Here is a 20,123-nt window from a genome sequence, read left to right as displayed (position 1 = left end):
CGGTAACCAATGTGCGCGCGTGGCGCGTTTACAGCTTGCTTGCGACGAAGACGGTCACGTCGGCAAGCCGATTCGAGTAGCCCCACTCGTTGTCGTACCACGAGAAGATCTTGACCAGCCGCTTGTCCAGCACCTTGGTCAGCGGCGCGTCGAAGATCGACGAGTGCGGGTTGCCATTGAAATCGGCCGACACCAGCGGCTCCTCGCAGTAGGCCAGGATGCCGCGCAGCTCGCCCTCTGCCGCGCCCTTCATCGCCGCGTTGACCGCCTTCTCGTCGGCGTCGCGCTCGACCGCCGCCGTCAGATCGACCACCGAGACGTTGGCGGTCGGCACCCGCACGGCGATGCCGTCGAGCTTGCCCTTGAGCGCCGGCAACACGAGGCCGATCGCACGCGCCGCGCCGGTCGACGTCGGCACCATCGAAAGCGCCGCCGCGCGCGCCCGGCGCAGATCGCGATGCGGCCCGTCCTGGAGCATCTGGTCGGAGGTATAGGCGTGAACGGTGGTCATCAGGCCGTGCACGATGCCGAAGCTCTCGTGGAGCACCTTGGCGACCGGCGCCAGGCAGTTGGTCGTGCACGAGGCATTGGAGATCACATGATGCTTGCCCGGATCGTAGGCCTGCTGGTTGACGCCCATGCAGAGCGTCACGTCAACCCCGTCGGCGGGCGCGCTGATCACGACCTTGCGCGCGCCGGCCTTGAGATGGAGCGCGGCCTTGTCGCGCGCGGTGAACAGCCCGGTCGATTCGACCACCACGTCCACTTTAAGCTCGTGCCACGGGAGCTTGCCCGGATCGCGCTCGGCAAGCACGCGGAAGGCGCGCCCGTCGACCATGATCTGGTCGCCCTCGCTCTTGACTTGCTGCGCGAGCGGGCCGTGCACCGAGTCGTACTTAAGCAGATGCGCTAGGGTTTTGGCGTCGGTGATGTCGTTGACCGCGACAACCTCGAGCTCGCGCTTGCTCAACATCGCCCGCAATGCCATCCGGCCGATTCGGCCGAAACCGTTGATCCCAATCCTGGTCGCCACAACGCGATCCTCCTCGATAAAACTCTCCGAGCTCTCCGTGGACTTCAACAAAATCCCGGCGCGGCGGCCGGGCATCGATTCAAAAAGCAGACTAACATACTTTGTGCAAGCGGGCAGCTTTTCGATCGTCCATGTGCAACGCGCGGTGCGGCTTGCCGAATGGCTGCGTCGGCTGTGCGGCGTCCATCCGTGCATCGCACGGCGCACGATAGACTAGCCGCCGGGCGGCGTTGATCGCCGCCGACGCATCGTGAATTGACTGCAAGGAAATCCGTATAATACGTTCAATCCCACGGTGGAGTGGAAGTGGTATGCCCCATGAGTTAGGTGGCCCCGGCGGAATCGGGGTGGCCGAACTGCTGTTCGGCACCGGCCCGGTAGTCCAGGGGGTGCTCTGGGCGCTGGTCGCGTTTTCGGTCGTGAGCTGGGGCATCATCATCTACAAGCTCAACCAGATCTCGCACGCGCGGCGTGAGTCGGAACGCTTCATCACGCTCTTCTGGGAATCCAAGAACCTCGCCGCGATCCATAGCGGCAGCGTCGGCCTGACCCGCAGCCCGGTCGCCCAGGTCTTCCGCGCAGGCTATCAGGAGCTGCTCCAGCTCACCCGCGCCAAGCGCCAAGCGGTCGGCGCCGAGGGCGGCTTTTCGACCGACCTCGGCGGCGTGGACAACGTAACGCGCGCGATGCGCCGCCAGGCCAACGTCGAGACGACCAAGCTCGAAAAAGGCATCACCTTTCTCGCCACCACCGGTTCGACCTGCCCGTTCATCGGGCTGTTCGGAACGGTGTGGGGGATCATGACCGCATTCATCGGACTGTCGGCCGCGCATTCGTCGAATATCCAGGCGGTCGCGCCCGGGATCGCCGAAGCGTTGATCACCACCGCCGTGGGGCTGGTTGCCGCGATTCCGGCGCAGATGTTCTACAACTACTTCATCGCGCGCGTGCGCGAGCTGGCGACCGAGATGGAGAACTTCACCTCGGAGTTTCTCAATATCGCCGAGCGCCACTTCCTGACCTAGGGGCGCCCGCGCCGAGCGCGCAAGCGATGGCTTTCGAACCCGGACAGCGCGGCCAGTTCGTCTCGCAGATCAACGTCACGCCGCTGGTGGACGTGATGCTCGTGCTGCTGGTGATCTTCATGGTCACCGCGCCGATCATCCAGCAGGGCGTCGAGGTCAACGTGCCGCGGATCAAGGCCGCCGCGCTGCCGGGCAAGGAACAGCAGTTCGTGGTTTCTATCACGCGCAGCCAGGACGTCTATCTCAACGACGCCCGGCTCACCCTCGATCAGCTCACCGAGAAGCTCCAGGCGATCTCGGGCGAGCGGCCCGATCGCCAGGTCTTCGTGCGCGCCGACGAGGACGTGCCGTACGGGGCGGTGATTCGGACGATGGCGGCGATCCGGGCGGCGGGAATCGAGAACGTCGGGATGGTGACGGAGATGCCGGCGCCGGGCGAGGACGCAGCGGCGGCTGGCAAGTCGCGCGGTGGCAGCACCAAACCTTGAGGGCCGCGAGCGCTCGGAGCGCTGGGGCTACACCGGCGCGATCATTCTCTCGGGGCTCGGCCACGCGATCTTCTTCGCGCTGGTGCTGGTTATTCTGCCCTCATACTTCCATCAACCGAGCGCTCCGCCGCCCAGCTATACGGTCAAGATCGTCGATCAGCTCCCGGCCGGCGACCTCGGTACCCATCTGCCGCGCCTGGGGCCGGAGCATCGGGCTAAGGCGCGCAGGGAGGAACACAAGAAACCGGCCGTCGAACGCCCCAAGGCCCCGCTTCCTGCGCCGGAGAACGATAAGAACGTGATCGCGCTCAACACGCTCGGCACTCCGACTCCCACACCGATTGCCGAGCGCACGCCCAGGCCTACGCCCGAGCCTACCCGCGAACCGACCCCCGAGCCGGCCCGCGCGCCGACTCCTCATCCGACACCAAAGCCGCGGCGCCACCGCCAGCGCCCCACTCCGACGCCCACGCCCAAGCGCAGCGAGCGGCGGCGCGAGCCGGAACGCAAGATCGTGACGGCACGCGCGGAGCCCACGCCCGACGTAAAGGCGCGGCTCGCCGCGCTCAAGCAGCAGCTGCTCAAGGAAGACCTCGAACATCGCAAACTCTCCGAGGCGCAAAAGACCAACGGGCCGGCCGGCGGCGGACCGGTGGTTGCCAACGTGCCGAGCGAAGGCTCGGGCTACGGCGTCGGCGCGGGCACCGGCAGCGCGGGGATTCAACAGGACCTCCAGTTTCTGCTCTACTATCGTACGGTGCAGGAGCGGATTAAGAAGGCCTGGAGTTTCGCGGGCGGCGGCAGCAGCGACCTCACCGCCAGCGTGACCTTCGCGATCGGTACTGACGGCCAGTTGACCGGGGTGAAGGTGACCCAGAGCTCGCGCGACCCGGCCTTCGACGACTCGGTGATCCGCGCGATCCGGCGCGCGGCGCCGTTTCCGCCGCCGCCTGAAAAGTACCGCCCGCAGTTTGCCGAAGGGGTGGAGGCGGTCTTCAAGTTGGGCGAGTTAAAATCCTAGGCTGAAGGAGGAGGCGGCAGATCCGCGCGCGCATGCGGCACGAGCCGCGGCGCGCGGGCGCAGGCGGCGGGTGGAAGGAAATGATGAGGCGGCTTATCCCTGGACTCTTGACTGTCGTGCTGACCCTCGTAGCGAGCGCCTCGCGCGCATCGGCGCAGCCGATCAAGATGTCGATCGTCGGCCCCGGCTCGACACTCGCCCCGATCGCGGTCTCTGAACTCAAGAACCTCGGGGGTGATGATCAGCAGACGGTCTCCGACCATTTCGTGCGCGTCCTGCGCCGCGATCTCGAGCTCAGCGGCTTTTTCAGGCTCATCCCGCCTAAAGCCTACATCGAGGATGCGCAAAAGTCGGGCTACGACCTCGGCCAGTTCAACTTCGCTGACTGGAGCTCGATCAACGCCGACTTCCTGGTCAAGGGGGCGGTGACTGTCAAGGACGGCCAGATCTCGCTCGAGGCGCTGCTCTTCGACGTCGCCCAGCAGCGGCGGATGTTCGGCACGCGCTTCAACGGGGGGCCGGCCGACGTGGCGCAGATGGCGCGACGGTTCGCCGACTCGGTGCTCAAGGCGGCCACCGGCACCAGGGGCCCGTTCGACAGCCGGATCGCGTTCGTCTCGACCCGCGGCGGACGCTTCAAGGAAGTCTATCTGGCGGCGCCCGACGGCGGCGACCTCTTCCGCGTCACCGACAACCCGACGATTAACCTGTTTCCGCAGTTCGCGCGCGGCCCGCGCGAGGTGCTCTATTTGTCCTACAAGACCGGCGAGCCGGCGCTGTACCTGTTCGATATCGCCCGGCGGACCGAAATCAGGATCCAGAGCGCACGCGGGATGATGGTGGGCGGCACACTAACGCCTGACGGCGCCCGAGTCGTCGCGGCAATCGAGCACGGCGGTCACACCAATCTCTATCTGCTCGATCGTAGCGGCCAGGAGATTCGGCCGCTTACGCGGGGCAACACGATCAACGTCAACCCGGTGGTTTCCGCCGACGGTGGCATACTCGCCTTTACTTCGGATCGCTCGGGCACACCGCAGATCTACGTGATGAGCCTGTCCGGCGGTGACGCACGCCGGGTCACCTACCAAGGCAACTACAACACCTCGCCGGCGCTCTCGCCCGACGGCAAATGGCTGGCCTACCAAAGCCGCATTGGCGGCGCGTTCAACATCTTCCTGATTCCGACCGCCGGCGGGCAGGCGACCCAACTGACCCAGACGGGGTCAAATCAGTCGCCGTCGTGGTCGCCCGACGGCCGCTACCTGGTGTTCAGCTCGCGCCGCGGCGGCGTCGAGCGGCTGTACTTGATGCAGGTCAATACGCAAACGCAAACCGGCAAGATCATTTCTGCCTTGATGGAGGATAATGGCGATGACAGTTCTCCCGCGTGGTCGTGGTGGATGGGTGGTTAGGAGGCAAGGATTCGGGCGCGCCGCGTTCGTCACGGCGGCGGCCGCGCTGGCTCTCGCGCTGGCCGCAGGCTGCTCCTCGCAGCAAGCTACGCAGCCCGGCCAAGGCGCCGCCGGCGCGGGGATGGGCGAGACTGGGGTCGGCGCAGGCGGCGGCAGCTCGCTTGCCGAATTCCAGAAAGGGATGCTTGGCAAGGGCGGACAGGGACCGCTCAGCGACATCCACTTCGACTACAACGACTACTCGATCCGCCCGCAGGACGGTGAGATCCTCAAGAGCAATGCCGACTGGCTGACCAAGAATCCCAAGGCGCGCGTTCAGATCGAGGGCCATTGCGACAATCGCGGTTCCGAGGAGTACAATCTGGCCCTCGGCGCCAAGCGCGCCCAGGCTGCCAAGGACTACCTGAGCACGCTGGGTATCGCGGCCGACCGCATGTCCACCATCAGCTACGGCAAGGAGCTTCCGCTTTGCACCGAAGATACCGACCAATGCTGGGCGGAGAACCGTCGCGACCACTTCGTGGTCGGCCAATAGCCGGAGTCCGCGCCGTGTTTCTCGATAACCGCCGTCTCCGATGGTCCTTGGCGGCGCTCGTCGCCGCCGCGCTGGGTGCGGGATGCGCCGCGCGCGCAGACATGGACACCCTTTCGCAGAATGAGCAATCGCTGCGCGAGATGATCGCCAACGATCGCCAGCAGATGAACCAGTTGCAGGAAGAAGTTTCGCGGCTGAACGACCGCGTAACCGAATTGCAGCACAGCGGCGGCGCACGCGGCGGCAAACAGCTCGCCTCAATCAACGATCGCCTGGCCAAGCTCGAATCGCAGATGAACACCTTTACCGGCGCCTCGGCTGCCGTGCCGAGCGGAGCCCCCGGCGTGCCGGGGGCCGCAGGCGTCCCCGAAGCGACCGGAGTGCCGGGTGCTGCGGGAGCGAGCGCACCCGGGACCGCAGGTACCGGCTCGAATGCGGCGACGGCGGCGCTCGCCCCCGGCGCAGCGGCTCCCGCCATACCGGCTGCCACGCCGCCACCTTCGCTGCCCGAGATTCCCTCATGGCGAGATCTGATCGGCCAGGAGATAGCGGCTGCGCGCAACAGCTCCGAGCCGGGCTCGCGCCTTTACTACGACGGCCTGGTGGACATGAAAGCCGGCCGCTATCCGGATGCGATCAAGAAATTCCAGGCCTTCCAGCGCACCCATCCGAAGTCGGCCCTGACCGAGCCGGCCGAGTATTTCTCGGCCAACGCGCTTTTCGAGCTCGGCGCGCGCGACTCAGCCAACTACAACCAGGCGATCCTGCAATTCAACGACCTCGCGATGCGCTATCCGCGCGGACGCTTCGCCGCCAGCGCCCAGTTGCGCGAAGCGCAGGCCTTCCTGCGAACCAATGATCCGCTCGACGCGCGGCTCACGCTCCAGAAGCTCGTGCGTGACCATCCGGGAACCGCCGAAGCGTCGGCAGCGAGCGTGATGATGAAGAGCATGGCGGCCAACTAGCCTCAGATTGGGCGGACGGCGGCCCGCCGTTGCATCGCGCGCCGCGTCTGCGAGTGCGCAGGGCTGCCCGCCGCGTCCGAGCGATGGAGATATTTCGACTGACAGACGGGCTTGCGCCGCATCCGTGTCCGGTGGTCGCGCTGGGCAACTTTGACGGCGTCCATCTCGGCCATCGTGCGATCCTCCAGCGCGCAATCGATCGCGCGCGCGCCGCGCGCGGCACCGCCTTCGCGCTGACCTTCGACCCGCTTCCGGCCAAGGTGCTCGTGCCCGAGCGCGCCCCGCGGCTGATCCTTGCGCCCGAAGACAAGCTCGAGCTGCTGCGCCGCTCGGGAATCGACGGCGTGGTGGTGGTCAACTTCACTTCGGCGCTTAGCCGGCTCAGCCCGACAGAATTCGTGCGCGACTACCTGCTCGGCAGGGTGGGCGCGCGCGCCGTCGTCGTGGGCCACAACGTCAGCTTCGGCCATCAGCGCGCGGGCAACGCGCAAGTTATGGCCGAGCTGGGGCGGCAGATGGGCTTCGAAACCGAGGTGGTCGGACCGGTGGCGGTCGAGGGCCACGAGGTCAGTTCGACGCGGATTCGCGAGCTTATAGCGGCGGGCGAGATGCGCCAGGCGGCGCGGCTTCTGGGCCGCAATCATTTTGTGAGCGGCACCGTCGTGCATGGGCGCGAGCGCGGCCGCACGATCGGATTTCCCACCGCCAATATCGAGAGCGCAACCGAATGCCTGCCGCCCGACGGCGTTTACGCGACGCGCGTCGTTATCGGCGACGAGGCGTTCGCGTCGATCACGAACATCGGGATGCGGCCGACGTTCGGCGAGCCCGCGCGCACGATCGAAGCGCACGTCTTCGACTTCGATCGCGACATCTATGGCGCCAGGGTACGCCTCGACCTCATCGAGCGCATCCGCGGCGAGCGCAAGTTCGAATCCGGCCAGGCGCTGGCGGCGCAGATCTCACAGGACCTCAAGCGCGCGCGCGAAATCCTCGCCGCCGCCTGAGCCCGGCGCCTCACATATTCAGCGCGGGAGTCCCGCGCCGACGCCGCCCGCGCCGGTGGGCTTGACGAACTTGAGCACAAAACGGTCCTCCTCGCCGCGATGCTGGAACACCGGCCAGGTGCGATCGTCCTTCGGGTTGCGCAGCGCGTTGGAGGCCGCCGCCAGTTTGAAGCCCGCCTTCTCGATGTCCTTGATCTCGAAGGCTTCGTCGATGCGATGGGTCGTATTCGCGTCGGCGGCGCCGCTGCCCGCAGGCGCGCTGTTGTCAACGACGCCGTAAACGCCGCCGGGCTTGAGCGCCCTGAAGACCGCAGCGTTGATTTTCGCGCGGTCAAAGCCGCGCCCGACCATGTCGTGGTAGTTCATGTTGATGAGCACGGCATCGAGCGACCCGGCTGGCACGGGCAGGATGTCTTCGGGATGGTCGAAGGGCTTTTCCAGCTCGACCAAATCGCTCATCCCGGGCTCCTTGACGCGCGCCTTCCACGCCTCCTCGGCCTTCTTGAAGCGCGCCGAAAACGGCCCGTTCTGCGAGTAGACCTTGCCGGTCGGTCCCACCGTGCGCGCAAGCAGCTCCGTGGTCCAACCGCCACCCGCCCACAGATCGGCCACGTGCATCCCGGGAGCGATACCAAAAAAGGCGAGCAACTGTTCGGGCTTGCGCCCGGCGTCGAGCGCGCGGTCGGCGGCGGGACGGTCGGGCGAGTTCACCGCGTCAACGATTGCCTTGGGAATCTCGGCGGCCGGGATCGCGCCCTGATGTAGCGCGCCGGCCTCGGCCTTAGCGTCCGCCGCAGTGAAGTTGGATTGCGCCGCGGCAGCCGACGCCGCAACCATCGCAAGGGTCGCCGTGACGGCCAGCGCCGCCATCGTCAGTGAAAGTCGCCTCGTCGTCATCGCAGCTCCCGTCCCGAATCCGCCTGAGAACGGCCCATCGGCCAGTGGCGCACAAATGCGTGGCGCGCGGGTCAACCCCGCGTCTGTGAGCGTCCGCGCTCGACCACCGACGCGCGCCGCTCGGCCACCGTCGCGAAATTGCGGCTCTGGTTGAACGCGCGGAAGAAGTCCTGCTCGATCCGCAGCCCCTCACCGAGCGGCGCCTCAGTCGCCATGTTGATCAGCCGCTTCATCTGGCGCACCACGCGCTGGTCGGCGCTCAGGATCTGCCGCGCCATCTCGCTCGCCGCGGCCATCAGTTGATCCGGCGCGACCATCCGGTTGACCAGTCCCAGCCGCTCCGCGTCACGCGCGTTCAGATAGTTTCCCGTTAGCGAAAGTTCCTTGGCCTTGCGCACGCCGACCGCGCGCGGCAGCCGCGCCGACATCCCGCCTCCCGGCATCACGCCCACCCGCGCATGCGTGTCGGCAAACTGCGCGTTCTCGGAGGCGATTATAATGTCGGCGGCGAGCGCGAGCTCGAAGCCGCCGGTGACCGCATAGCCATTGACCGCGGCGATGACCGGCTGTTCCATCCGCTCGACCACCGAGATGAAGGTCGCGCCGCCCTCTTCGCGGATTCCTTCGACGCCCAGTTCGTTGAGGTCGAGCCCGGCGCAGAACGCGCGCCCGGCGCCGGTGATGATCACCACGCCGACCTGCGGATCGGCGCCCAGCTCCTGCATCGTGCGGCAGAAACCTCCACGCAGCTCGCGGTTGAGCGCGTTGAGCTTTTCGGGGCGGTTGAGCGTGACGGTCGCAACACCGTCATCTTTCGTTACCAGAACGAGCGGCTGGCTCATCGGGGCGGCAAACCTCCGCCGCCCAGAGCTAACACAGGCCCCGCACGCCGCGCAAAACGCGTCGCGCGTGGGCGTCGCTTATGGCACAGATGCACGGCCGTTCGGTCGCCGGAAACCCGGCTCAGCCGCGGGAGCGCGTCGCGACTTGCTTGGGCGGCGCCGGATCGCTGTCGGCGTAGCGCCAGGCCTTGCGAAACTGTTTCGCGACCTTTGCAGCTTCCTTAGTCTTGCCCTCGGCGCGCAGGCATCGCTCGAGCCCCCACAGCGAGCGCGGATTACCGGGATTGATTCTCAGGTCCTCGCGATAGACCGTTTCCGCCTCCTGCGTCCGCCCAACCGCCATCAGCTCCGCGCCCAGCGATTCGCGCACCGGGTAATACCAGATCGGCGGCTCCTCGTAGATGAGCGCGTCCTGGCGCCGTACTGCGTCGGTCAGCTGCGCAATCGCCTCCGCAGGATTCCCCTTCGCGATGGCGATTTCGCCTTCGAGCGCGGCGGTTGCAACCTGCGCCACGGCCTTGGCCCGGTTGCTTGTTCCGATGGGGCGCTCCGGGGGCAGCGCGGCGACTGCGGCGTCCAGTTCCTTCTGCTCCTGCGCCGCCTTGTCGAACTCGTGGCGGGCGCTGAACGCAAGTCCGCGCGCGTAATGCCACATCGCGGTTGTGAACGGAAGGTCCTTGGGCGGCGCGGGCTCCTTGAGGATCGCGTCCCACATCCCGAAGCGCGCCTCGGTGAAGTATGGCATCGGCACCAAGAACTCCGCCATCGGCATCTCGCGCACGGCGTCAAGCGGCACCTTGGTTTCGAGCAGGCGCGCGCTTAGAAGTGCTTCGCGCCCGCGCCCCTCGGTCATCTGCGAGTAGCAGAGAAAATGGATGTTGTGCGTGTAGTAAACGAGCGGATAGACGCCGGTTTCATTGCTTGCGGCGAAGAAATCCTGGTCGGCCTTGATCGCGCGGACGTTGGCTTGGGCGGCGTCGTGGAAGCGGCCCGTGCGGATGTAAATATGCGCCGGCATATGCACCAGGTGGCCCGCCGCCGGCGCCAGCGCGCCCAAGCGCTCGGCGCTCGGCGTGCCACGCGCGGGGTCGGCCGACGCCTCGACCGCATGGATGTAGTAGTGGTTGGCGCCGATGTGATCGGGATCCTTCTTCAGGACCATCTCCAGCGTCGTGACGATCTCGAGCGTGTCGGGGCCGGGCTTGCCATCGCGGCTCCAGAGCTGCCACGGATGAAGGTCCATCAGCGATTCGGCGAACAGCGTCTGCACGTCAAGATCGTCGGGGTAGCGATGCGCCACCGCGCGCATCGCGTTGGCGTAGGCCTGATCGGCCGCCGGACTGCCGACGCCGTCGCTGCCGTAGCGGCGTGAGAGCGCGTCGATCAGGTCGCGTTCCTCGGCAGTGGCGCCGCTTTCCGCCTTGCGCGCGCTTTCGAGCGCGGCGCGCACCTTTTTCGCCGTGTTCTCACCCTGCGGCAGGTTGTAATTGGGCCCCAGCACCAGCGCGCTCCCCCAATAGGCCATCGCCATGTGCGGATCCACCCGCGCCGCCTGCTCGAAGGAGTGCTCGGCCTCCTGATGGTTGAAGCCGTAGGCGAACGCGAGCCCCTGGTCGAAGTATTTCTGGGCAAGCGGCGAGGAAGTAGTGACCGGGTGATGCACGCGGCCGAGCCCCTTGTACAGCGGCATCGAGCCCGCTTCCCGAGCGGCGTCCTTGTCTTGCGGCGATGAGCTTTGGGCCAGCGCGAGACCAGCGATAACAACGATCACGGCCATCAGCGCCAAGCAGGCCTTGCGTATCATCGGGGACGCTCCTTTGTCGGCCAGTATAAGGATGCGCGGCGCAGCCTACCAGCGGCATTTATGCGAGAAGAGCAGGCTCCGAAGCCCGATGGACATGGGCGGTCGCCGCCGCCAAGATAGTCGCAGCGATTTTTTCGCGTGCACGGATGACCCCTCAGGCAGAATCCGAAGCGCCGGCGCCCTCGTCGGCGGGCTTCAACGGCCTGCGCGTGTTCGCCTTCGAAAGTCGGATGGCGGAGGAGACCGCCGCGATGATCCGCCGCTTCGGCGGCGTCGCCAGGGTCGCGCCCTCGATGCGCGAAGTGCCGCTGGAGAACAATCCCGCCGCCTTCGAGTTCGCCCGCCGCCTCCTGGCGGGCGAATTCGACCTCGCAATCTTTCTCACCGGAGTCGGCGTGCGCGAGTTGTTTCGCGTTATCGAAACACGCCATCCGCGCGCCGCGATTGTCGAGGCGCTGGGCCGAACCGTGACCGTGGCGCGCGGTCCCAAACCCGTCAGCGCGCTGCGCGAGTTGGGAATCGCACCCAACATCGCGATCCCCGAGCCCAACACCTGGCGCGAAGTGCTGGCGAGCGTTGCGCAGGCCGAGGACCTCGAAGGCAAGCGCGTCGCGGTACAGGAATCCGGCGTCTGCAACCGCGAGCTGATCGCGGGCCTCCAGGCGCGCGGCGCTGCCGTCGTGAGCGTGCCGGTCTATCGATGGGCCCTGCCGGAGGACCGCGGCCCGCTGCGCGCGGCGATTCGCGCGATCGCTGCGGATGGCGCCGATGTTTTGCTGTTCACCAGCTCCGGGCAGGTCGTCAACGCGATGCAGACGGCCGAGGCCGACGGCCTCGGCGCCGAGCTGCGCAGGGCGCTAGCGACGACCGTCGTGTGCTCGATCGGCCCGGTATGCTCGGCCGAGCTGCGCGCACACGGCGTGACCGTGGACCTCGAACCGGCGCATCCGCGGCTCGGCCACCTGGTGCGCGAAGCCGCCGAGCGCGCGGGCGCGCTACTTGCGCAAAAGCGCGCCGGCGCGGCGGCGGGCGCCGGTGCCAAGCCCGCGCGCGTCGGCGGCGCGCCGTCTGCCGGCCCCGCCCTGGCGGAGCCTTTGAGCGACCATCCCCTGATGCGCGCGTGCCGGCGCGAGCCCGTCCCCTATACGCCGATCTGGCTGATGCGCCAGGCGGGGCGCTACATGCCCGAGTATCGTAGCGTGCGCGAGCGGTTCGGCTTTCTTGAGATGTGCCGGCGGCCGGATGTCGCCGCCGAGGTCACGGTCACCGCGGTCGAGCGCCTGGGCGTGGACGCCGCAATTATTTTCGCCGACATCCTGCTCCCGCTCATCCCGATGGAGGTCGGGCTGCGCTACGAAAAGGGCGACGGCCCGGTCGTCGAGCGCCCGATTCGCAGCGCGCGCGACCTCGATAGAGTCCCGCCGCTCGACGCGGCGCACGCGCTCGGCTTTGTCGGTGAAGCGATCAAGCTCGCGCGCCGCGGGCTCGGCGGACACACTCCGCTCATCGGTTTCGCCGGCGCGCCGTTCACCCTCGCCTCCTATCTCATCGAGGGCGGCGCTTCGCGCCAGTACCAGGCGACGAAGACGATGATGTACACCGAGCCCGAGACCTGGCATCGTCTGATGCGCCTGCTCGCGCGGGTGACCGCCGAGTACCTCAACATGCAGGTCGCGGCCGGTGCCGACCTCATCCAGCTCTTCGACAGCTGGGTCGGCAGCCTCGGCCCCGACGACTATCGCCGCTTCGTCCTGCCGCATACGGCGGCGGTGATCGCGGCGATTCGCCCCACCGTTCCGGTCATCCACTTCGGCACCGTCACCGGCAATCTCCTCGAACTGATGCGCGAGGCGGGCGGAGACGTGATCGGGCTCGACTGGCGCGTTGATCTGGCCGAAGCGTGGGCGCGCCTGGGTTACGACGTCGGCGTGCAGGGAAATCTCGACCCGATCGCGTTGTTCGCCAATGTTGACGAGATCCGACGCCGCGCCCGCGCGATTCTCGACCAGGCAGCCGGTCGCCCGGGCCACATCTTCAACCTCGGCCACGGTATCCTGCCCGAAACTCCGGTCGATCACGTGCGCGCCTTGGTGGACGCGGTGCACGAGATGAGCCGGCGATGAGCCCGCGCGCGCGATACGGCGCGGTGCTGCTGATCGGTTTCGGCGGCCCCGAGCGTAGCGAGGAAATCCGTCCGTTTCTCGATCGGGTGACGCGCGGGCGGCCGATTCCGCGCGAGCGCTACGAGGAGGTCGTGCGCCATTACGAGGCGATCGGGGGGCGCTCGCCGTTCAACGAGGTCACCAACCGCCAGGCCGCCGCGCTGCGCGCGCAGCTCCGACGCGCGGCAATCGGCGCCCCGGTCGTGATCGGGTTCCGCAACGCCGCGCCCTGTCTGGAAGACACGCTCGCGCAACTTGCGCGCGACGGCGTGCGCCGCGTGCTCGGTTTCGTGCTCGCGGCCTATCGATGCGAAGCGAGCTGGGACCGCTACCTGCAAAACATTGAGGCGGCGCGGGCAAGAATCGGCGCCGCCGCGCCCGCGGTCGATTACGTTGGACCTTGGCACGCCCATCCGCTCTTCATCGAGGCTGCCAGCGAGCGCGTGGCCGACGCGCTCGCGCGGCTCGAGCCCGCCGACCGCGGCCGCGCGCAGGTCATCTTCAGCGCGCACAGCATCCCGGTGGCGATGGCCGCCGCAAGTGCGTACGTCGAGGAACTCACCGACTCCGCGCGCCTAATTGCCGAGCGGCTCGGCCGGCCCGCATGGACACTCGCCTTCCAGAGCCGCAGCGGTAGCCCGCGCGACCCGTGGCTGGAGCCCGACGTGCGCGACGTCCTGCGCGGGCTTCGCGGACGAGCGGCGGTTGTGGCTCCGATTGGATTTCTCAGCGACCACGTCGAAGTGCTCTACGACCTCGACGTCGAGGCTAAGGCGGTGGCGCGCGAGGTAGGCGTTACGATGGTACGCGCGGCCACCGTCGGCGACCATCCGCGCTTCATCGAAATGACGGCGGCGCTGATCGCCGAGCGGCTGTGCGCGTGAGCCGCTCCCGCGCGCCGGTTACGACTTTATGTCTGCCAACGACGCCGCGTCCCGGATCGTGGTTATCGGCGGCGGGATCAGTGGGCTTAGCGCCGCCTTCCGCGTGCTTGAACTCGCGGCCAAAGACCGGCGGCTAATCAACCTGACGCTGCTCGAGCGCGGGATGCGTCTGGGCGGCCCGCTCTGGACGCTCCGCGAGCACGGTCTCATCGCCGAGGCCGGCGCCGACTCGTTTCTGACCGAAAAGCCGTGGGCGCGCGATCTGGCCCGGCGCCTGAACCTGGAAAGCGAACTGGTCGGCACGCGGGAGCAGTTCCGCCGCACCTACGTCGTGCGGGGCGGCAGGCTGACAGAGATCCCTGAAGGCTTCTCGCTGCTTGCACCCGCGCGCCTGGGGCCGGTGTTCAGAAGCCCGCTGCTGAGCGCAAAGGGCAAGCTGCGGCTCGCGCTCGAGCCGCTGATTCCGCGCCGCCGCGCGCCCGGCGACGAGAGCCTCGCCTGCTTCGTCCGCCGCCGGCTCGGTCGCGAAGTGCTCGAGCGCATCGCGCAGCCGCTCGCCGGCGGAATCTACACCGCCGACCCCGAGCGGCTGAGCCTGCACGCCACGCTGCCGCGGTTCGCCGAGATGGAGCGCCGCTATGGCAGCGTGATTATCGGCCTGCGCAAGGCCGCACGCGGCCAGGGCTTATCCGCGCGCGGCACCAGCGGCGCGCGATGGAGCCTGTTCCAGACCTTTCGCGGCGGCATCCAGACGCTGGTCGATGCGCTCGCGCGGCGGCTCGGCGAGAGCGTGCGGCAGGGCGTCGAGGCCGTCGCGTTGGAGCGCGGCGACGGCGCGGCGCGATGGCGCGTTGTGACCACCGACGGCGCGCGGCTGGATGCCGATGCGGTTGTCCTGGCGCTGCCGGCGCCCGGCGCGGCGCGCCTGCTGGCGCCGCATTCGGCCGAGCTTGCCCGCGGTCTTGGCCGAATCGAGTACGCGTCGGCGGCGGTGGTCAACCTCGCCTATCGCGAGAGCGAGTTCCCGGCCGCGCCGCAGAGTTTCGGCTTCGTCGTGCCCAGCGTCGAGCGGCGCAACATCATTGCGGCGAGCTTCACCAGCCTCAAGTTCGCCGGGCGCGCTCCCGCCGGCACGCTTCTGGTGCGCGTCTTCCTCGGCGGCGCGCTCCAGCGCGAGATGATGGCGTTGGACGACGCCGCGATGGTCGAGACCGCGGGCGCGGAGTTGCGGGCGCTGCTGGGTGTGCGCGCGAAGCCGATGTGGACGCATGTCGCCCGATGGCCGGATTCGATGCCGCAGTACACCGTCGGCCATCGCGAGCGCGCGGCCGCGATCGAGCGCGCGGCGGCGGCGCTGCCGGCGCTTGCGCTGTGCGGCGCGGCGCTCGACGGCGTCGGCATTCCCGACTGTATCGCGAGCGGCGAGCGCGCCGCGCAGCGCGTGTTCGCGACGCCGGGAGCGACGCCCCGATGAGCGCGCGCGGCGGCCAGGCGCCGCCCGGGGCAGCGAGCTTTGCCGGATGGCCGCGCGTGATCGCGCACGCGGACATGGACGCCTTCTATGCCTCGGTCGAGCAGCTCGATAATCCCGAGCTGCGCGGGCTGCCCGTGATCGTCGGCGGGCGCAGCCGGCGCGGGGTGGTGACCTCGGCTTCCTACGAGGCGCGCCGCTTCGGCGTGCGCTCGGCGATGCCGGCAGCCGAGGCCCATCGGCTTTGCCCGCACGGCACCTTCGTGGCCGGCCGGATGTCGCGCTACGCGGAGGTTTCGCGCACGGTGCGCGCGGTGTTCGGCGAGTTCAGTCCGATCGTCGAGCCGCTTTCGCTCGACGAGGCTTTTCTCGAGCTGACCGGAACGCATCGCCTGTTCATCTCGCCGCTCGAGGCCGGGCGAGCACTCAAGCGGCGCGTGCGCGAGGCCACCGGGCTGGTGATTTCGGTCGGGATCGCGCCGACCAAGATGGGGGCGAAGATCCTGAGCGACCTCTCCAAGCCCGACGGCCTCCTGTGCGTCGGGCCCGACGAGCTGGTCGCCTTCCTCGAGCCGCTGCCGGTCGAGCGGCTGTGGGGCGTGGGGCGGGTGACGCTCGCGCGGATGCATCGGGCGGGTGTCTTGACCATCGGCGACCTCGCGCGCGCCGAAGTCGCGCGGCTGCGCGCGATGTTCGGTGCGGTCGGGCCGCAGCTGCACGAGCTCGCGCTCGGCCACGACACGCGACCGGTGATCGCAAACTACGAGCGCAAGTCCTACGGGGAGGAGAGCACCTTCGAGCACGACCTCGCGCTGGACTCGCTGGAGCTTGCGCGCGTGCTGGTCGCGCACTCCGACGCGATCGGGCGGCGCCTGCGCGCCGACTGCGTGCGCGCGCGCACAGTGACGCTCAAGCTCAAGCTGGCGCGCCCGCTCGGCCAGGGACGCTACCCCATCCTGACCCGCAGCCAGTCGCTCGAAGCGCCCACTGACGACGGCGCCGAGGTCGCGGGCGTCGCGCGGGCGTTGCTCGCTCGGGTGCGCGAACGCGAGCGGGTGCGGCTTGCGGGAGTGCAGGTGCACAACCTGGTGCGCGACGAGAGCGCGGCGGCGCCGCAGCTCGGGCTGTTCGATCGCTCGGCCGAGCGCGCCGCGCGCCGCGACCGGCTCAACCGCGCGCTCGACCGGATAAGCGAGCGCTTCGGCGAAGAGGCGGTGACGCGCGGACTCGCCCGCGCCGAACGCGCCACGCCCACCCATCGTATCAAGTAGCGACCCCAGCCAGCCCCGCGCGGCTCAACCGTCTCCGCTGAGCAGGCCCCGGCCCCTGAATTCGCGCGAGACCTGCGCGATCTCGTCGATCAACGATCCGCCCGAGGCGAGCGCCATCGGCACGCGAAACAGAAAATTCAGCGCGGTCACCGCCAGCGACACCGCCATCAGGTCCTCGCGCGTGGCAAACCGCGCGAAGCCGACCTCGAAAACGAACTGGGTGGTGCCGATCCCGGCAGGCGAGAGCGGCGCGTTGCCCACCGCCATCACGAACGGGGTCAGCGCGAGCACCTGTACCAGCGGCACTGCGAGATGGAAGGCGCGGAACTGGCCGTAGAGCGCGAACCCGGCGCACACGAAAATCCCCAGCCGTATCCCCATCAGCCGCACGTAATGCCACGGGCGCGCGGTGCGAAAGCTCACCATCGCCGGCCGCTCGTACAGCCAGCGCGCCCACCCCGTGCCCTGCGGCTCCCAGAACAGCCACAGCGCCGCGATCAGGCAGAACGCGCCCAGCACGACGGCGGCGTAGTCGAGCCCCGGACGCATCGGCGTGTCGGGCACCAGCGCGATCGCAATGATCGAGAGCATCGCGAGCAGGATCAGATCGACGTAGGCCTGGAACATCAGCGTGCATCCCGAGGTGATCCATCCCACGCGCTCGCGCGTATGTAGGAACAGCGCAAAGGCGCTGCTCGCCACCAGCGAATTGACGACCTGGAGGAAATAGACCGCAGCCACGCTCGGCAGCAGTTCGGCAAAGGTGGTTCGGCGATGGAAGTAGGTGAACAGTCGCGAGTACAACAGGGTCTCGCCCGCGAACCAGCCAGCGAAGCCAATCAGGCTCGCGCTAATCAGCATCCAGGGGTTGGCGCGCTCGGCGGCCTCGGCGACTTCGCGCCACGACACCCCGCGTGCGACCGCCCACACGATGACGCCGGCAATTGCGTACAGGAGCAGGCTCTGGAGCAGGTGCGTGCGCATCGGCGGACGTTCGCGCGGCGAAATCGGGCAGCGCCTTTGAGGAAAGGCTAGCATCTCGTGCCGCGGCAGGGGCATCGCGCACGCCGGCGGACGAGCGTCCAGCCGCCCAGGTTTGACGGCGAGCGGCGGCGCGGCATAATGCTAGCTCCATCCGTTACGACGACAGAGGCGCTTTTCGTTATGGCCGAGACGCTTTTCGAGAAAATCTGGCGCAACCATATCGTTCGCGAGCAGCCCGGCGAGCCCGCCCTGCTCTACATCGATCTCCACCTCGTGCACGAGGTGACCTCGCCGCAGGCCTTCGAGGCGCTGCGCGCCAACGGCCGGCGCGTGCGCGCGGTGGACCGCACCTTCGCCACCCAGGACCATAACGTTCCCACCACCGACCGCTCCAAGCCGATCGCGGATGCCGAATCCGCGTTGCAGGTGCAGACGCTGCGGGCCAATTGCCGCGAGTTCGGCGTGCGCCTGTTCGACCTCGGCGCGACGGAGCAGGGGATCGTGCACGTCATCGGCCCCGAGCTGGGACTTTCGCAGCCCGGGATGACGATCGTATGCGGCGACAGCCATACCGCGACGCACGGGGCGATGGGCGCGCTCGCCTTCGGCATCGGCACCAGCGAGGTCGAACACGTGCTCGCCACCCAGTGCCTGTGGCAGATGAAGCCCCGCACAATGGAGATTCGGGTTGACGGCGCGCTGAGGCCGGGCGTGAGCGCAAAGGACCTGATCCTCGGCATCATCGGTCGCATCACCACCGACGGCGGCACCGGGCACGTCGTCGAGTACCGCGGCTCGGCGGTCGAGGCGCTCTCGATGGAAGAGCGAATGACCGTGTGCAACATGTCGATCGAGGCGGGGGCGCGCGCCGGAATGGTCGCGGCCGATGACAAGACGGTCGAATATCTGCGCGGACGGCGCTACGTGCCTGTGGGCGCAGAGTTCGAGCGGGCGGCCGCGCGCTGGCTGGAATTCCGCACCGACCCGGGCGCGCGCTTCGATCGCAGCGTCAAGTTCGACGCGGCCTCGTTCGCGCCGCAGGTGACGTGGGGTACGAACCCCGGGATGGTGGTCGAGGTCACCGGCAAAGTGCCCGACCCCGCAAGCTTCGCGAGTGTCACCGAGCGCCAAGGCGCCGCGCGCGCGCTGGAGTACATGGGGTTGCGCCCGGGCACGCCGATCCAGGACATCCGGATCGACCGCGTCTTCATCGGCTCATGCACCAACTCGCGTATCAGCGACCTTCGCGCGGCCGCCGAAGTGGTGCGCGGGCGCAAGCTCGCCAAGGGCGTGCATGCGATGGTGGTGCCGGGGTCGCAGCAGGTCAAGGCCGAGGCGGAAAAACTCGGCTTGGATCGCGTTTTCCTCGACGCCGGCTTCGAATGGCGCGAGTCGGGATGCAGCATGTGTCTCGGGATGAACCCGGACATCCTCAAGCCGGGCGAGCGATGCGCGAGCACTTCGAACCGCAACTTCGAGGGACGCCAGGGCAAGGGCGGCCGCACTCACCTGGTGAGCCCGGCGATGGCGGCGGCGGCCGCGATCGCGGGCCATTTCGTGGACGTGCGCGAATGGCCGCCGCGCTAAACGAGCCGTCGAGTTGTTGACGTCGAGTTTCGCGTGCCGTGTATCAACAGCTTGTCCACTTGCGGTTAACAACCCGCGCTCCCGCCTGAATCAGGGATCGCGCTTGCCTGGCAGGCGCGTGACGCGCCGCCCGTTGGCGCCGAACAGCGAAAGCGCGGGCGTGCCGCTCGGCGAGACCATCAGCTCGGCACGCCCCTCGCCCGCCTCGTCGTAAAGGCCGAGGCCGGCCGCACCGTCGGGGCGCAGCGCAACTTCGATCCGCCGCCGGCGCGCGCCGTCGTATAGCACCACCGAGGGTGCGCCGTTGGCCGCCAGCCGAATCTCGGCGCGGACTCGTCCGCGCGCGTCGCACAGCGCGAGCGACGGCATCTCGTTGGCTCCCAGAGCCAGCCTGGCCCGCTCGTTCCCGGCGCTATCGACCAGCACGAAACGCTCAGCCGCGATCTCCCTGGGCACCGCCGCCGACGGCTCGGGCGCGCTCTGCGCCGCCTCCGGACGCCCGCTTGCAGGCTCGGAAGCGGCGTCTTTCAGCCGCTCGACGGCCGCGCGAAAGCGGCCAATCGTCGCCTCGGGATTGCCGTCGCCTGGCTGCTCGGGGCTGCTCATCGGGCTGCCTCCGGCGCGCAGGATCGAAGGTTTCGCAGGGCGCGACAGCGATTCAGACCTTCGTCCCCGTCCGGTATCGGCTGAGGCCTGGGCGCCACGACGCGAAGTCTAAACCCGCGCGCGCGC

General features: G+C 68.4%; 18 protein-coding genes. 12 read left to right on the top strand and 6 right to left on the bottom strand.

Features of this window, described 5'->3' with window-relative positions:
• Positions 1 to 28 precede the first annotated feature (28 nt).
• A complete protein-coding gene (gene gap, locus VFB33_06635) occupies positions 29 to 1,033 on the bottom strand; it encodes a type I glyceraldehyde-3-phosphate dehydrogenase (protein HZO81356.1) in 1,005 nt (334 codons plus the stop codon).
• A gap of 311 nt (positions 1,034 to 1,344) precedes the next feature.
• Here gap and tolQ point away from each other — a divergent pair, with 311 nt between their 5' ends.
• The 7 genes from tolQ (at position 1,345) to VFB33_06600 (ending at position 7,489) form a co-directional block, all read left to right on the top strand.
• Entirely contained in the window at positions 1,345 to 2,058 is a 714-nt protein-coding gene (tolQ, locus tag VFB33_06630; GenBank protein ID HZO81355.1) for a protein TolQ, read from the top strand.
• A 26-nt stretch (positions 2,059 to 2,084) separates the two neighbouring features.
• On the top strand, positions 2,085 to 2,546 hold the full coding sequence (gene tolR, locus VFB33_06625; GenBank protein ID HZO81354.1) for a protein TolR: 462 nt from the start codon (positions 2,085 to 2,087) through the stop codon (positions 2,544 to 2,546).
• Entirely contained in the window at positions 2,527 to 3,567 is a 1,041-nt protein-coding gene (locus tag VFB33_06620) for a TonB family protein (GenBank protein HZO81353.1), read from the top strand. Before tolR ends, VFB33_06620 begins: the two co-directional genes overlap by 20 nt.
• 83 nt (positions 3,568 to 3,650) lie before the next feature.
• Positions 3,651 to 4,982, top strand: a complete 1,332-nt coding sequence (tolB, locus tag VFB33_06615) for a Tol-Pal system beta propeller repeat protein TolB (GenBank protein HZO81352.1) — start codon at positions 3,651 to 3,653, stop codon at positions 4,980 to 4,982.
• Positions 4,975 to 5,517 carry a peptidoglycan-associated lipoprotein Pal gene (pal, locus tag VFB33_06610; protein ID HZO81351.1) on the top strand — a complete coding sequence of 181 codons (543 nt, stop codon included), beginning with the start codon at positions 4,975 to 4,977 and terminating at the stop codon, positions 5,515 to 5,517. Before tolB ends, pal begins: the two co-directional genes overlap by 8 nt.
• A 47-nt stretch (positions 5,518 to 5,564) precedes the next feature.
• The gene (bamD, locus tag VFB33_06605; protein ID HZO81350.1) at positions 5,565 to 6,482 is read left to right on the top strand and encodes an outer membrane protein assembly factor BamD; all 918 of its coding nucleotides are present in this window, start codon (positions 5,565 to 5,567) and stop codon (positions 6,480 to 6,482) included.
• A gap of 83 nt (positions 6,483 to 6,565) precedes the next feature.
• Entirely contained in the window at positions 6,566 to 7,489 is a 924-nt protein-coding gene (locus tag VFB33_06600; GenBank protein HZO81349.1) for a bifunctional riboflavin kinase/FAD synthetase, read from the top strand.
• A gap of 18 nt (positions 7,490 to 7,507) precedes the next feature.
• Here VFB33_06600 and VFB33_06595 read toward each other — a convergent pair whose 3' ends face one another.
• The 3 genes from VFB33_06595 to VFB33_06585 form a co-directional block, all read right to left on the bottom strand.
• Positions 7,508 to 8,386: a hypothetical protein gene (locus VFB33_06595; protein HZO81348.1), complete on the bottom strand. Its 879-nt coding sequence runs from the start codon at positions 8,384 to 8,386 to the stop codon at positions 7,508 to 7,510.
• Between the two features lie 71 nt (positions 8,387 to 8,457).
• Positions 8,458 to 9,228, bottom strand: coding sequence for an enoyl-CoA hydratase (locus VFB33_06590; GenBank protein ID HZO81347.1), 771 nt, complete (start codon positions 9,226 to 9,228; stop codon positions 8,458 to 8,460).
• Between the two features lie 121 nt (positions 9,229 to 9,349).
• On the bottom strand, positions 9,350 to 11,032 hold the full coding sequence (locus tag VFB33_06585; GenBank protein ID HZO81346.1) for a tetratricopeptide repeat protein: 1,683 nt from the start codon (positions 11,030 to 11,032) through the stop codon (positions 9,350 to 9,352).
• A 146-nt stretch (positions 11,033 to 11,178) separates the two neighbouring features.
• Between VFB33_06585 and hemE the strand changes: the two genes are divergently transcribed.
• Genes hemE through dinB form a run of 4 tightly spaced genes read left to right on the top strand, consistent with a single transcriptional unit; the run spans position 11,179 to position 16,820 of the window.
• Entirely contained in the window at positions 11,179 to 13,155 is a 1,977-nt protein-coding gene (hemE, locus tag VFB33_06580; protein HZO81345.1) for a uroporphyrinogen decarboxylase, read from the top strand.
• Positions 13,152 to 14,078, top strand: coding sequence for a ferrochelatase (gene hemH / locus VFB33_06575; GenBank protein ID HZO81344.1), 927 nt, complete (start codon positions 13,152 to 13,154; stop codon positions 14,076 to 14,078). Before hemE ends, hemH begins: the two co-directional genes overlap by 4 nt.
• 28 nt (positions 14,079 to 14,106) lie before the next feature.
• A complete protein-coding gene (gene hemG, locus VFB33_06570) occupies positions 14,107 to 15,552 on the top strand; it encodes a protoporphyrinogen oxidase (GenBank protein HZO81343.1) in 1,446 nt (481 codons plus the stop codon).
• Entirely contained in the window at positions 15,549 to 16,820 is a 1,272-nt protein-coding gene (gene dinB, locus VFB33_06565) for a DNA polymerase IV (GenBank protein HZO81342.1), read from the top strand. The genes hemG and dinB overlap by 4 nt, the downstream gene beginning before the upstream one ends.
• 24 nt (positions 16,821 to 16,844) lie before the next feature.
• Here the strand turns inward: dinB and VFB33_06560 are convergent, their stop codons facing one another.
• On the bottom strand, positions 16,845 to 17,879 hold the full coding sequence (locus VFB33_06560) for a lysylphosphatidylglycerol synthase transmembrane domain-containing protein (GenBank protein HZO81341.1): 1,035 nt from the start codon (positions 17,877 to 17,879) through the stop codon (positions 16,845 to 16,847).
• 105 nt (positions 17,880 to 17,984) lie between these two features.
• Between VFB33_06560 and leuC the strand changes: the two genes are divergently transcribed.
• Positions 17,985 to 19,391, top strand: coding sequence for a 3-isopropylmalate dehydratase large subunit (gene leuC / locus VFB33_06555; protein ID HZO81340.1), 1,407 nt, complete (start codon positions 17,985 to 17,987; stop codon positions 19,389 to 19,391).
• A 90-nt stretch (positions 19,392 to 19,481) separates the two neighbouring features.
• Here leuC and VFB33_06550 read toward each other — a convergent pair whose 3' ends face one another.
• Complete coding sequence (locus VFB33_06550) at positions 19,482 to 19,997, bottom strand: hypothetical protein (GenBank protein ID HZO81339.1); 516 nt, start codon at positions 19,995 to 19,997, stop codon at positions 19,482 to 19,484.
• Between the last annotated feature and the right edge of the window lie 126 nt (positions 19,998 to 20,123).

This window comes from Candidatus Binataceae bacterium, from assembly GCA_035650475.1.
In the GTDB taxonomy this organism is placed as follows: Bacteria; Desulfobacterota; Binatia; order Binatales; family Binataceae; genus JAKAVN01.
Note: the sequence above shows the minus strand (reverse complement) of the source record. Positions and strands in the feature narration are given on the sequence as shown.